This window comes from Sediminibacterium sp. TEGAF015 (genome assembly GCF_025997995.1).
GTDB lineage: Bacteria > Bacteroidota > Bacteroidia > Chitinophagales > Chitinophagaceae > Sediminibacterium.
Genome location: NZ_AP026683.1, coordinates 1,646,218 through 1,660,503 on the forward strand (window position 1 = coordinate 1,646,218; position 14,286 = coordinate 1,660,503).

The 14,286-nt window shown below is 39.8% G+C and carries 11 protein-coding genes; 7 read left to right on the forward strand and 4 right to left on the reverse strand.

Features of this window, described 5'->3' with window-relative positions; all coding sequences use genetic code 11:
* Positions 1-51: 51 nt before the first annotated feature.
* Positions 52-1,611, reverse strand: coding sequence for a T9SS response regulator signal transducer PorX (gene porX, locus TEGAF0_RS07470; RefSeq protein ID WP_264897409.1), 1,560 nt, complete (start codon positions 1,609-1,611; stop codon positions 52-54).
* Positions 1,612-1,679: 68 nt separating this feature from the next.
* Here porX and TEGAF0_RS07475 point away from each other — a divergent pair, with 68 nt between their 5' ends.
* From TEGAF0_RS07475 to TEGAF0_RS07495, 5 genes are read left to right on the forward strand one after another with little or no spacing between them, the layout of a single operon-like run.
* Positions 1,680-2,894 (forward strand): HD domain-containing protein, encoded by a 1,215-nt coding sequence (locus TEGAF0_RS07475; RefSeq protein ID WP_264897411.1) that lies wholly within the window; start codon positions 1,680-1,682, stop codon positions 2,892-2,894.
* Positions 2,895-2,903: 9 nt separating this feature from the next.
* Complete coding sequence (gene lpxD, locus TEGAF0_RS07480) at positions 2,904-3,956, forward strand: UDP-3-O-(3-hydroxymyristoyl)glucosamine N-acyltransferase (protein WP_264897412.1); 1,053 nt, start codon at positions 2,904-2,906, stop codon at positions 3,954-3,956.
* A gap of 54 nt (positions 3,957-4,010) precedes the next feature.
* Positions 4,011-5,423, forward strand: coding sequence for a bifunctional UDP-3-O-[3-hydroxymyristoyl] N-acetylglucosamine deacetylase/3-hydroxyacyl-ACP dehydratase (locus tag TEGAF0_RS07485; RefSeq protein WP_264897414.1), 1,413 nt, complete (start codon positions 4,011-4,013; stop codon positions 5,421-5,423).
* Between the two features lie 38 nt (positions 5,424-5,461).
* Positions 5,462-6,259, forward strand: a complete 798-nt coding sequence (gene lpxA / locus TEGAF0_RS07490; protein WP_264897415.1) for an acyl-ACP--UDP-N-acetylglucosamine O-acyltransferase — start codon at positions 5,462-5,464, stop codon at positions 6,257-6,259.
* Positions 6,246-6,884: an ABC transporter ATP-binding protein gene (locus TEGAF0_RS07495; protein ID WP_264897416.1), complete on the forward strand. Its 639-nt coding sequence runs from the start codon at positions 6,246-6,248 to the stop codon at positions 6,882-6,884. Before lpxA ends, TEGAF0_RS07495 begins: the two co-directional genes overlap by 14 nt.
* Here the strand turns inward: TEGAF0_RS07495 and TEGAF0_RS07500 are convergent.
* Together TEGAF0_RS07500 and tsaE are read right to left on the reverse strand one after the other, a co-directional pair.
* Positions 6,864-8,078, reverse strand: a complete 1,215-nt coding sequence (locus TEGAF0_RS07500; RefSeq protein WP_264897417.1) for an alanine dehydrogenase — start codon at positions 8,076-8,078, stop codon at positions 6,864-6,866. The genes TEGAF0_RS07495 and TEGAF0_RS07500 overlap by 21 nt on opposite strands.
* Positions 8,079-8,107: 29 nt before the next feature.
* Entirely contained in the window at positions 8,108-8,527 is a 420-nt protein-coding gene (tsaE, locus tag TEGAF0_RS07505) for a tRNA (adenosine(37)-N6)-threonylcarbamoyltransferase complex ATPase subunit type 1 TsaE (protein WP_264897418.1), read from the reverse strand.
* Positions 8,528-8,606: 79 nt separating this feature from the next.
* On the opposite strand from tsaE, the gene TEGAF0_RS07510 reads away from it, so the two are divergent.
* Together TEGAF0_RS07510 and TEGAF0_RS07515 are read left to right on the forward strand one after the other, a co-directional pair.
* Positions 8,607-10,733, forward strand: coding sequence for a heavy metal translocating P-type ATPase (locus TEGAF0_RS07510; RefSeq protein ID WP_264897419.1), 2,127 nt, complete (start codon positions 8,607-8,609; stop codon positions 10,731-10,733).
* A gap of 4 nt (positions 10,734-10,737) precedes the next feature.
* Complete coding sequence (locus TEGAF0_RS07515) at positions 10,738-12,642, forward strand: RecQ family ATP-dependent DNA helicase (protein WP_264897420.1); 1,905 nt, start codon at positions 10,738-10,740, stop codon at positions 12,640-12,642.
* 33 nt (positions 12,643-12,675) lie between these two features.
* Here the strand turns inward: TEGAF0_RS07515 and TEGAF0_RS07520 are convergent, their stop codons facing one another.
* Positions 12,676-14,235 (reverse strand): DUF853 domain-containing protein, encoded by a 1,560-nt coding sequence (locus TEGAF0_RS07520; protein ID WP_264897421.1) that lies wholly within the window; start codon positions 14,233-14,235, stop codon positions 12,676-12,678.
* Between the last annotated feature and the right edge of the window lie 51 nt (positions 14,236-14,286).

The window sequence follows — 14,286 nt, forward strand, 5'->3', positions numbered from 1 at the left end:
CCCTGCCATTGCATAGGGTTTTATCCACAAACTGGGTAGAAATAGGGATAATTAGCCTTTAGACTCCATTTTAATCAGCGGAACGATCATTTCTTCTAAACTGATTCCTCCATGCTGAAAACTATTCTTAAAATAATTTACATAATGGTTATAATTGTTGGGGTAGCATAAATAACTGTCTTCCCTCGCAAAAATGAAGGAGGAATTGAGGGTTGGAACAGGCAGACCAATTTTAGCAGGATCTCTGAAAGCCAGTACTTCTTTATCGTCGTAATTTAGATTCCTTCCATGCTTATACCTTAGATTGGTCGTTGTCATTTTATCCCCTATAACTTTTATAGGCGACTTCACCCTTACACTTCCATGATCGGTTGCGAGAATTATTTTAATTTTTTTATCCGCTACTTTCTTTAATGCCTGAAGAAGCGGACTATGTTCAAACCAGCTTTTGGTTAAACTCCGGTAACTTGCTTCATCACTGGCCAACTCTTTCAGCACTTCCATTTCTGTTCTGGCATGACTCAGCATATCAACGAAATTGTAAACAATAACATTTAGCTGATTCCCCATCAGATTGTGCATATTGTTTACGAGTTGTTGTCCATCCTGATGGTTCAGTATTTTATGATAACTGATTTTAAGCTGATCTTTCTTCAATCGTTTTAACTGTGCTTCCAGAAACTCTTTTTCATGAAGATTTTTACCTCCTTCCTCTTCGTCATTCTTCCACAAATCAGGGAATTTTTTCTCTATTTCAACAGGTAATAAACCGGCAAAAATGGCGTTGCGACAATACTGGGTAGCAGTGGGAAGAATGGAGTAAAAACTATCTTCTTCTAGAATCCGGAAACTCTCAGCAAATACGGGTTCTATTGCTTTCCACTGATCATAACGAAGATTATCAATTAAAATAAAGAACAAGGGAACCTGCTCTTCAATATGAGGCAGCACTTTAAATTGAAAAAGCTGATGGCTCATTACAGGTGAATCTGCAGCGATATGGCTAACCCATTCTTCGTAATGCCTGGTTATGTATTTACCAAAAGCGGCGTTGGCTTCCTTTTTTTGATTTAGCAGAACTTCCCTCATTTCCGGACTATCGCTTTTCTCCATTTCCAGTTCCCAGAATACCAGCTTTTTATATAAATCCATCCATTCAGTATAATCAGGATTTCCAGACAAAGCCATAAACAATTCTGTAAACTGCTGCTGGTAGGAAACTGTTGTTTTTTCTGCAACCAGTCGCTTATTATCAATGATTTTTTTTAAACTCAATAATACCTGATTCGGATTTACAGGCTTAATTAAATAATCTGCAATCTGACTTCCGATGGCTTCATCCATCAGGTTTTCTGTTTCATTTTTGGTAATCAGTACAATGGGCAGGCGTTGCTGAATCTGCTTCATTCGAGTCAAGGTTTCCAAACCGGTTAATCCCGGCATCGATTCATCCATTAGCACCACATCAACTACATTGTGCTGAATGTACTCAATTGCGTCGTACCCATTTGTTAAGGTATGAACTGCATACCCCTTTGCCTCTAGAAATATTTTCTGAGACTGAAGACTTTCAATTTCGTCGTCTACCCATAAAATCTGTGCAATAGCCATAATGCTAAGCTATTTATAATTTTGTTTGCGCTACTAAATAGTACCTTTATTAACAATTCAACAACAGCATGGACAAAGCGAAGCGTAAGATTATCAACGATCCGGTTTATGGTTTTATCACCATCAATCATCCTTTAATATTTTCTATCATCGGGCATCCTTTTTATCAGCGTCTAAGAAGAATTCAGCAAATGGCTATGGCACAACTGGTATATCCGGGTGCCGTACACACAAGACTGCATCACTCCCTAGGTGCTTATCACCTTATGTGTAATGTGATTAATGAACTGAGAAATAAGGATATTGAAATTACAAGAGAGGAGGAAATTGCTGCGAAAGCTGCTATTTTACTGCACGATATAGGACATGGACCTTTTTCTCATGCACTAGAGCACGAATTGGTGAAGGGCGTTCATCACGAAGATCTTTCGCTTCAGATTATGCAGTTGATGAACAATGAGTTTAACGGGCAACTTTCTTTGGCCATTGATATATTTACCAACCAATACCATAAACCCTTTCTGCATCAGCTAATCAGTGGTCAACTGGATGTAGACAGAATGGATTATTTAAGTCGTGACAGTTTTTTCTCTGGTGTGAGTGAGGGCGTTATTGGATATGACCGGATTTTGAAAATGCTGACCGTGCACCATGGCCAGCTAATGATTGAAGAGAAAGGCATTTACAGCGTGGAAAAATTTCTGGTAGCCAGGCGGCAAATGTATTGGCAGGTGTATCTGCATAAAACCGTTTTATCTGCTGAAAAAATGCTGGTGAAAATTATTCAAAGAGTAAGGGACATATATCCTAATCATAGGGAAAGTCTAGCAACCGGTTCTGAGATTGATTATTTCTTAGGAGAATTTTCCTTGCCAATGACCAAAGCCTCTATCGAGCGTTTTTGCCTGATGGATGACTTTGATGTGATTAGTGCAATCAAAAAATGGAGCAGACATTCAGACAAAGTACTATCCTTGCTTTGCTCACGAATGCTCAATCGTGAAATTTATAAAACCAGTATTCAATCAACTCCATTTGAAGAAACGTTTATCACGGATAAGCTAACCCAAACCATGAAAAAATTTGGAGTAAATAAAGAGGAGGCGGCCTATCTCTGCTTTACTGGAATTGCCTCCAATACAACTTATCAAAGCAAGGAAGAAAAAATTAATATTCTTTATAAAGACGGCAATGTAAAAGACATTACAGAGGTGGATAATTCCATGATACAGCAGAATTTGTCTTCCCCTGTAAAAAAATTTTACATTTGTCTGTTAAACTAATACAAAATTATGCAGTTCACCGCAGCACAAGTTGGCATGCTGATTAATGGAAAAGTGGAAGGAGATGCCAGTGTAACCGTTCAGTCTTTTGGAAAAATTGAAGAAGCAAAAGCTTCTCAGATATCTTTTTTGGCCAACCCCAAATACGAAGATTTCTTGTATTCAACAGCAGCATCCATTGTGATTGTGAACGATTCATTACAATTGAAAAAACCAGTTGAAGCCACCCTGATAAGAGTTTCCGATGCTTACTCCGCCTTTGCGGTTTTGATGACCAAATATCAGGAAATGGCAGCCAGTCAGCTTAGCGGTATTCAGGAACCGAGTCATATTGCCAAATCTGCTCAATTGGGCAGCAATGTCTTTATCGGTGCTTTTGCCTATGTGGGCGAAAATGTGAAAATTGGGAACAATACCAAAATTCATCCCGGTGTTTATCTGGGAAACCAGGTGATAATTGGAGACAATGTAACCCTATATCCCGGCGTCAAAATATATGAAGGTTGTTTGGTAGGCAACCAGGTCGTTATACATGCTGGCTCTGTTATTGGAAGTGATGGATTTGGTTTTGCCCCCCAGTCTGATGGAACATTTCAGAAAGTACCCCAGTTAGGTAATGTAGTCATTGAAGATTATGTGGAAATTGGAGCCAATAGCACCATCGATAGAGCTACTATGGGTTCAACCCTAATCCGCAAAGGAGTAAAAATTGACAACCTGGTGCAGATTGCCCACAATGTGGAAGTTGGAAACAACACCGTAATTGCCGCTCAAACCGGTATTAGCGGCAGCAGCAAAGTAGGGAAATATGTAATGATGGGAGGGCAAACAGGAGTAGCAGGGCATTTAAGCATTGCTGACGGAACCAAAATTGGAGGCAAAAGCGGCGTTACCAAAACCATCAAGGAACCGAATAAATCAGTTAATGGCAACCCTGCATTTGATTATACCAGCTCCCTCAGGATTCAGGCTGCAACCAGAAATTTGCCTGAAATGGAAAAACGGATAAAAGCCCTTGAAAAAATGGTAGCAGAATTGGTTTCTGAGAAGCTAAAGTCCTAATTGAAGCATAAACGGTCGGGATAACTTAATTTCGCATACTTAAAGTGCGGAAATATGGATATCAATTTTAATCCCGAGAAACAGCATACGCTTACACAGTCTATACAAATCAGTGGAACTGGCTTGCATACAGGTGTGCTAGTAGACATGATTTTAAAACCTGCAAACCCCGGATTTGGCATTCAGTTTCAGCGTACTGATCTTCCCAATAAACCTGTTATTAAAGCCGACTGTGACCTGGTAACCGATACGAGCAGGGGAACCACGCTGCAAATTGGTGATGCCAAAGTCAGCACTGTTGAACATATTCTAGCTGCTTTGGTTGGAATGGGTGTAGACAATGTATTGATAGAAGTAAACGGTCCAGAGATTCCCATTATGGATGGTTCTTCTGCCCCTTTTATAGACCTGATTGAAAAAACAGGAGTGCTGGAGCAGGATGCTGCCAAAATCTGGTACAGCCTGGATGAAAATATTTATCATTACGACGATAGTAAACGAGTGGAAATGGTGGCATTGCCAGCCATGGATTATCAAATAACAACACTGATAGATTTCAATAGTCCTGTTTTAGGGACTCAGCATGCTGGCCTTAAATCTATCAGGGATTTTAAATCGGAAATAGCCCCTTGCAGAACATTCTGTTTTCTACACGAGCTGGAAATGTTACTGGATAATGATCTTATTAAAGGAGGCGATATCAATAACGCCATCGTGGTGGTAGATAAACCCATCTCAGATGCAGAAATGAGCAGACTTGCCAAGATTTTCAAAAAAGATGAGATTGCTGTTAAAAGTGAAGGCTATCTGAACAACCTTGAACTGCGCTTTCCCAATGAACCTGCCAGACATAAATTGCTGGATGTTGTTGGTGATCTTGCCTTGATAGGTTACCCTATTAAAGCAAGAATCATCGCCAACAGACCTGGTCATAGTTCTAATGTGGAATTTGCTAAAAAAATCAAACAGTATATTAAGAAGAATAAGCACGTAAAAGGGGTGCCTACGTATGATCCAACCATTCCTCCAGTTTATACTTTAGAGCAGATTGAAAAGACCCTTCCACATCGTCATCCGTTCTTATTTGTAGACAAGATCATAGAATTAACAGATACCTATATCGTAGGGATTAAAAACGTTACGTTTAACGAATGGTTCTTTCCGGGCCATTTCCCCGGAAATCCGGTAATGCCGGGCGTATTGCAAATAGAAGCACTAGCACAAACCGGCGGTATTCTTTGTATCAATTCTATGCCTGAAGGAAAATACGATACCTACTTCCTGAAAATTGACAATTGCAAATTCAAACAAATGGTTCGTCCGGGCGATACCATGGTATTGAAACTGGAATTCACAGGCCCAATCCGCAGGGGAATATGTGAAATGAGAGGTACCGTATATGTTGGCGGAAAAGTAGCCACAGAAGCAGATCTGGTTGCACAAGTAGTCAGAAGAGCAGACAACTAAAGCAACCAAATTAGTATCTTACATACGAAAAGAAAAATATGACGCATCCATATACCTATATTGATCCCAATGCCAGAATTGCACCGAATGTGAAAATTGATCCATTCACGGTGATTCACGGGGACGTTCAAATTGGAGAAGGCACCTGGATTGGGAGCAATGTTACTATCATGGATGGAACCCGCATCGGAAAAAATTGCAGGGTATTTCCGGGTGCTGTATTGGGTGCCATACCACAGGATTTGAAATTTGTCGGAGAAAAAACAACAGTTGAAATAGGTGATCATACCACCATACGTGAGTTTGTAACCATTAACAGAGGAACAGAAGACCGGGGGAAAACCGTTCTTGGGAATCATTGCTTAATAATGGCTTACAGTCATATTGCTCATGACTGTATTATAGGCAGTCATGTTATCATGAGCAACAGTGTTCAGGTAGCTGGACACGTTACCATTGGTGACTGGGCAGTAGTTGGAGGTGTAAGTGCCGTTCACCAATTTGTGAATATTGGACAGCACACATTTATTGCCGGAGGAAGTTTGGTAAGTAAAGACGTGCCCCCCTATATTAAAGCCGTTAGAAATCCGTTGAGTTATGGTGGGGTAAACAGCATTGGACTCAAAAGAAGAGGATTCCCATTAGAGCAAATCAACCATATCCTAGATGTATACCGCACCATTTACAATAAGGGATTAAATACAACACAGGCATTGGAATACATAGAAGAAGAACTCCCGGCCACAGATGAGAGAGATGAAATTGTTACTTTCATCAGAGAGAGTGGAAGAGGTATCATCAAGCGTTTTACCAAGGGAGCCAATGACGAAGAATAACTATTTCATTCATTTGGACAATTGCGGTAAAAAATTCAACCGCGAATGGATTTTCAGAAAACTGAGCTATTCATTTGAATCAGGAAAGTCATATGCCATTACCGGTTTCAATGGATCCGGAAAAAGTACGTTGCTGCAATGTATAGCAGGTAGCATGGAACTGAACGAAGGCAAAATCAATCTGCCTGTAAAACAAGAGGAACATTTTCAGCAACTGGCCATTTGCACTCCCTATCTGGAATTAATTGAAGAGATGAGTGCCACAGAACTGCTGACTTTTCATCAACAATTCAAATTAATTAATCCTTCGCTTAAGATTAGTGAAATTTTATCTCTGATAGGACTGGAGAAAGCCGGCAATAAACAAATCAATCGTTTTAGCAGTGGCATGAAACAGCGATTGAAACTGGCACAGGCTGTTTTTTCTGATTGTCCCGTACTCTTACTGGATGAGCCTTGCACCAATTTAGACAAGCAAGGTTATCAATTGTACCAAGCACTGATAACTGATTATTGCAAAGAGAAATTGGTAATTATTTGCAGCAACGAAGAAGCAGAAATTCATTTTTGCCATGACCGGATTCATATCAACGACTACAAGCCCTTAGCGTCGGCTGGCAATTAATAAATTGAGATCTGTGTATTTCAAATCAAATTTCTGACTGATATAAATATCAGTTAATGCTCCTTTAAAAAGGTATACGCCTTCTCTTAAATTGAATTTGTGCCAGATCATTTCTTCCAGGCCACCTTCGTCACTTACTTCTAAAAGCAATGGCATCAGCACATTGCTAATGGCCTGCGAAGCTGTACGGGCAAAGCCGCTGGGAATATTGGGTACACAGTAATGTATTACTCCGTGTTTTACAAATGTAGGTTCTTCATAAGAGGTAAGTTCACTTGTTTCAAAACATCCACCACGGTCAATAGCCACATCAATAATAATACTATTGGGACGCATGGCAGCCACCATTTCTTCGGTTACTACCACAGGGGCACGTCCATATTCATTGCTTAGTGCACCTACCGCTACTTCACAGGTTTTTAATTGTTTTGCAAGAATGCGAGGTTCTAACACACTGGTCCAGACACGTTGTCCCAGATTATTCTGCATTTGCTTTAAGCGGTAGATATTGTTATCAAAAACTTTTACAGATGCTCCCATGGCCAACGCATTTCGGGTAGCACATTCTCCAACAATACCTGCTCCGATAATCACCACTTTGGTTGGGGGGATACCACTGATTCCACCCAATAAAACACCTTTGCCCTCATTAAAGCTGCTCAGGTATTGGCCGGCAATCAACATGACTGCACTACCAGCAATTTCACTCATGCTCCTAACTATGGGATAAGTTCCACTGTCATCTTTGAAATTTTCAAAACTAAGGGCCGTAATTCTCTTGGCCATCATGGTTTCAATGATTTCCTTTTTTAAAGCCGAATGATGAATGGGAGATATAATTATCTGATTCATCTGTAAAAGAGGAACATCTTCTTCTACCGGAGGAGCGCTCTTTACCAGAATAGGACATTGGTATACTGCAGTTCTGTCGTAAACAATTTGTGCACCGGCTTCCGAATAATCTTTATCTGAATAATGGCTTCTCTCTCCTGCTTTGTGTTCAATGGTAACCTGGTTACCATTGGCTACCAAAACGCCCACTGCGTCAGGCGTTAATGCAATTCTGTTTTCTTGAAAAGCTATTTCTCTGGGAATACCAATATGCAATTTTGCACCCGGAGTTTTGATATCCAGGGTTTCTTCCATTGCTTCGTACAAAAGTGAAGGACTAATGCTGGGTCTGCTGGTTGCCATTGTTTGTGTTGAACGTTGAAGTTAACTAATTATGCCGATGTATCTTCTTTAAATAAGCGTCTCGTAGATGGATCCAGTACTTCAAGATATAAATGCAATACTTCAGGCCCAAGCAATCCGGGCGCATTTTCAGGCCATTCCACAAAACAATATCCACCACTGTGCAGAATATCTTCAATGCCAGCATCTAATGCTTCTGATTCGGACTTCAGGCGATACCAATCCATATGGTAAACAGGGCCTTTTTCGGAAGCATATTCATTCACAATCGCAAAAGTGGGACTGCTCAATCCATCTTTCACGCCAAGCTGTTTGCAAAGCGCATTGATAAAAGTGGTTTTTCCCGCTCCCATCGGCGCATGGAAAGCCCAGATTTTACAAGCAGTAAATTTTTTAAGAAAAACCGTAGCAACGGTATCAATCTGATCCAGGCTGAAAATTGCATCCATGATACAAAGATAATCAGCCTTCTGCGAATATTATTCCAATCTCGCAAATGAAGGAGGCAGGGCTTTTGTAAATTTGAGTATGGAAAAAGTAAATTGGAAAGTAACGGGCATGAGTTGCACCAATTGTGCCCTCAGTATAGATAAATTCCTGAAAGAAAAGGGAATGGAAGAAGTAAAAGTAAATTTCATTGGTGGAGATGTGAGTTTTACTATGCCCGGGAATACAGACCAACTAAGTTTACAAAAAGGAATACAGGAAATGGGGTATCAGGTAAAGGGATCAGAACTGGAGTCCAGCACAAGAAAGCCGCTATTCCGTTCGCACCTGCAAAGATTTGCCTTCTGTGCCATTTTTACCCTGCCGTTAATGGTGCATATGATACCAGGAATTCATATTCACTGGTTAATGAATCCTTATGTTCAATTGGGATTAACCTTACCGGTTTTTATTTTAGGCATGGATTTTTTTGGTAGAAGCGGATTGAAAAGTCTTCTCAAAGGCGTACCCAATATGAATGTTTTGATTGCCATGGGTGCACTCTCTGCTTTCGTGTACAGTTTATATGGCACCCTAACCAATCAGGCAACCGATTATCTATTTTATGAAACTGCTGCTACCATCATCACTTTGGTTTTCTTAGGCTATTGGATGGAGGACAAATCGGTAGAGCAAACACAAAATGCATTGCGCAAACTGGCCCAGTCACAAAAGACCATGGCCAATATGATTGCTTACGACAATGAGCAGAATGAACATATTTTTCCAGTAGAAAGTACGTCTTTAAAAACAGGAGATCTTTTATTAATCAGAAACGGGGAAGCTGTTCCCATGGATTGTAAAATCTTATCTGGAGAGGTTTCTGTAGACGAGTCCATAATTACAGGGGAATCGATTCCTGTTGAGAAAAAACAAAAAGACATTTTGATTGGTGGTTCAACCGTTGTTAATGGTTCCGTGAAAGCCTATGTTACAGCGGTAGGTGAAGACTCTGTGTTAGGGAATATTTTATCCATGGTAAAAAATGCACAAACAGAAAAACCACCCGTTCAATTACTAGCAGATAAAATCAGCGCCATATTTGTTCCTGCGGTCATCAGTATTGCTGTGCTTACTTTTATTTTGAATTATACAGTTGGATCTCAAGACTTCACCAGCAGTTTAATGAGAAGTATTGCTGTATTGGTCATTTCCTGCCCCTGTGCCATGGGTTTGGCTACGCCGGCAGCCATAGCAGTTGGGTTGGGTAGAGCAGCCAAAAACGGCGTCTTATTTAAAAACACTAAAACACTTGAATTATTTAAAGACATTCAGCAGGTAGTGTTTGATAAAACAGGAACATTAACTACAGGGAAATTCAGTATTGAAAAAATGGAATTAACCGAAGCTGGAAGCTTATTGGGAGAAGATACCTGCAAAAATATTACTTATTCACTCGAGAAGTATTCCACACATCCATTGGCAAAAGCCATTGCCCTGCACTGGAAAACAAAAGAAGAAATTAGATTTAGTAATGTAAGTGAGGAAAAGGGATTGGGCGTTACAGCAACAGACAAGGAAGGGAATATTTATATGGCAGCTTCATTTAAAGCTGTTTCACATTTAACAGAGAATGACAGTTTTAATATTTATCTGGTAAAGAACAATCAGCTACTTGCTTCCATTCTTTTGCAGGATGAAATAAGACCCGAAGCAGAGATGATCATCAAATCCCTTCAGCAAAAAGGCATCAAACCCATTTTGCTTAGCGGCGATATAGAGGAAAAATGCAAAACCGTTGCGAACAAACTAGGCATCGGTGAAGTGTATGCAGCCCAGAGTCCGGCACAAAAACTCGAAAGAATTGAGGCTTTAACTGCAATAGCTCCTACAGCCATGGTGGGTGATGGCATCAATGATGCTCCGGCCCTTGCCAAAGCTACCGTTGGAGTTTCATTAAGTGACGCAACGCATATTGCCATGCAAAGTGCTGAAGTGGTATTAATGAATCATGGAATCAAAAATCTTTCACTGGCACTAGGCTTGGGAAAACATACTTACAAAACCATTCAGCAAAATCTTTTCTGGGCATTCATTTACAATATTGTTGCTATTCCTGTTGCCGCAATGGGATTTCTGAGTCCAACAATTGGTGCATTGATAATGGGATTAAGCGACGTTGTACTGGCAATCAATTCTGTAAGGCTGAACTTTAAAAAAGTGGATTAATCTATTGTCAAATGCCATTTCCATATTGCATCAATATTGGAAGCATACCGCTTTCAGGCCTTTACAGGAAGAAATTATTCATTCTGTTGTAAGTGGGAAGGATACGCTTGCCCTGTTGCCAACAGGGGGAGGTAAATCTGTTTGCTATCAGATACCTGGCTTACTCAGAGGCGGAACCAGTCTTGTCATCAGTCCGCTGATTGCATTAATGAAGGATCAGGTAGATGCCTTAAATAAAAAAGGAATCAAAGCTGCAGCCATACACAGTGGATTGCAAAAAGATGAAGTAAAAAACATTTTACAGGATGCTGTAGAAGGAAGCTATCAATTTTTATATTGTTCCCCTGAGCGGCTGGAAAGTCATTTATTCAATGAATTCCTTTCTCTTATACCCATTCAATTGCTGGTAGTTGACGAAGCCCATTGTATTTCACAATGGGGATACGATTTCAGACCTGCTTATTGCCGAATTGCAGCCACCAAAGAAAAGTTGCCTGGGGTTCCAGTAATAGCAGTAACCGCATCGGCAACTCCACTGGTACTAGAGGATATACAACATCAATTAAAGCTAAAAGAAGCTGCTGTTTTTAAACAAAGTTTTTTAAGGCCCAATATTTCTTACAGTGCATTTAATTCGGAAAGTAAAATCAACAAAATTCTAGAAATTATTGATAAAATACCCGGATCGGGCATTGTCTATTGCAACAACCGAAGGCAATGTAAAAAAATAGCAGAAGCAATTGTATTGCAGGGTATTGCTGCCGATTTCTATCATGCCGGACTTGAGCAATTGGTAAGAGAACAAAAACAACAAAACTGGATCAACAACAAAATTCGTATTATGGTTTGTACCAATGCTTTCGGTATGGGCATTGACAAGCCAGATGTCAGGACCGTTATTCATCATGATATTCCTGAATGCCTGGAAAATTATTATCAGGAAGCCGGAAGGGCAGGCAGAGACGAGCAAAGAGCTTATGCAGTATTATTATGGCAGGAAAAAGACTTGACTGCATTGATGGAACAGGTCGAAATAAAATTTCCACCTATACCTGTAATCCAGCAAGTATATCAGGCCATAGCCGACTTTTTGCAAATCCCCGTTGGTAGTGGTGAGGGTATTTATTACAATTTTGATTTTGAAACATTTACTAAACGATTTTCACTGGAGCCATTGCTGGTAGTGAATGTATTGAGAATACTGGAACAGGAAGGGCATATTCAATTTAATGAACAGATCTTTTTACCTACTCAGGTAAGTTTTACAACAGACACACAATACCTGGCACAATTTGAAGAAATGTATCCTGCAATGGAACCCGTGATCAAAGCATTATTGAGAACCTATCCTGGAATATTCAATAATCGTGTATCTGTTTACGATCAGCAACTGGCCAGAATTTGCAGGATGAACCTCGATCAGATACAAGCAGCACTTAAACAGTTACAGGCATTGGGTATTATTGAATATTTACCCAAAAAGGAAACGCCGCAAATTCATTTTTTACTGAACAGAGCTCCGGCAAAATACTTACACATACAACAAGAACAATATCTAGAAAGAAAAAAGTTACACGCAAGCAGAGTAAACCAGATGATTGCTTATTCTAAAGAAAACCAAAAATGCAGAAGTCAATTTATTGGTCATTATTTTGGAGATGCAACGGCAAAAGCCTGTGGCGTTTGCGATATCTGTCTCAGGCAAAAAAATAAAAATATATCTGAAAAAGAATTTAATACAATAGCCTTAGCTATTCAAAAAAATAAAGACCAGATTATTGCAATAGCGGATTTGTTGAAAGTATGCAGAAACATGAATCCCACCCGCATCTGGGAGATATTGAACTTTCTGCAGAGCGAATCCAAAATAGAAATTTCAGAAGAGAAAATCATTCGCTGGCTGAAGTAAAACAGTACACTTTCTTCATCACAGTTTACTAATTTACCTTCGTCTTGTTGTTCTTCCAGAACCAGATCTTCCTCCAAGCCCCAATGCCCCCAACAAACTGCGTGTGATGATACTAGCAGCTGTTCTGCCTACCTGCTTTACAATGGGATTATCAAAAAAGTTTTCAGCAGCTGAAGCACTTTCCTGCGATTGTTTTTCCTGTACTTTTTCTGCAGCTCGTTCAGCCGTTATTGCCTGCGCTTCCGCTAATTTCTGATTCAAAATTTCATAAGCGCTTAAACTATCTATCTCCTGATTGTATTTAGCCACCAACTTACTTTTTGAATTGATAGCATTGATTTCTGATTCTGAGAGAATATCCATCCTGCTCTGCGGCGGATTTAGCAAGGTATGTACCAGTGGCGTGGGTATGCCCTTTTCATTTAATAAGGTAACCAATGCCTCTCCTATACCCAATTGAGTTAACAGCTCGTCAATATCATAAAATTCAGATTCCGGAAAATTTTCTGCAGCCTGTTTAATGGTTTTTCTGTCCGCTGCAGTAAATGCGCGCAAGGCGTGTTGCACTTTTAAACCTAACTGACTTAAAATAGAAGGAGGGATATCCTGCGGATTCTGCGTACAAAAGAAAATACCAATACCCTTAGAACGTATTAATTTAATAACTGTCTCCAGCTGTTGCAACAACGCATCTGAAGCTTCCTGAAAAATAAGATGTGCTTCGTCAATAAACAATACCAGCTTGGGTTTATCCAAATCACCTTCTTCAGGACAACTGGCATAGAGTTCTGCCAGCAACTGTAACATAAAAGTAGAAAATAATTTAGGCTTATCCTGCATATCAGTAACCCTAAGAATATTAATCATCCCCCGACCCTCATCATTAATTCGCATTAAATCATCTACTTCAAAACTTTTCTCTCCAAAAAATATATCAGCACCCTGCTGTTGCAATTCAATTACTTTTCTGAGAATCGTTCCTGTAGAAGTAGTGGAAATTTTCCCATAGTCTTTTTCCATTTCCGCCTTTCCTTCATTCCCAATAAACTGAAGTACTTTAATAAAATCTTTCAAATCGAGCAATGGCATTGCCTGATCATCGCAGTACTTAAAAATCATAGATACCAGTCCACCCTGCGTATCATTCAATCCCAGAATTTTACTAAGCAAGACAGGTCCAAATTCAGAAACCGTTGCTCTTAGTCTTACCCCATGGTTTCCTGTCAATGTAAGCAATTCAACAGGATAAGCCGAAGGTTTCCAGGACAGATTCATTTTTGTAATTCGCTCCTGAATTTTATCGTTCATTACTCCTTCTGCAGCAATACCACTTAGGTCACCTTTAATATCCATTAGCATCACTGGTACACTATTGTCGCTTAAGGATTCACTGATCATCTGAAGCGTTTTGGTTTTACCTGTTCCAGTTGCACCAGCAATCAATCCATGACGGTTCAATGTTTTCAAGGGTAAATACACACTTGCATCAGGCACCGTTTCGCCATTCCATATACCGCAACCAATTTTTACAAATTCTCCTTTAAACTGATAGCCTTTCTGCATGACTTCAGTAAACAATTGTGCATTACTCATACCATTGATTTATTGTAAAATAACCAATAGCATCGATATTCTGTACCTTTG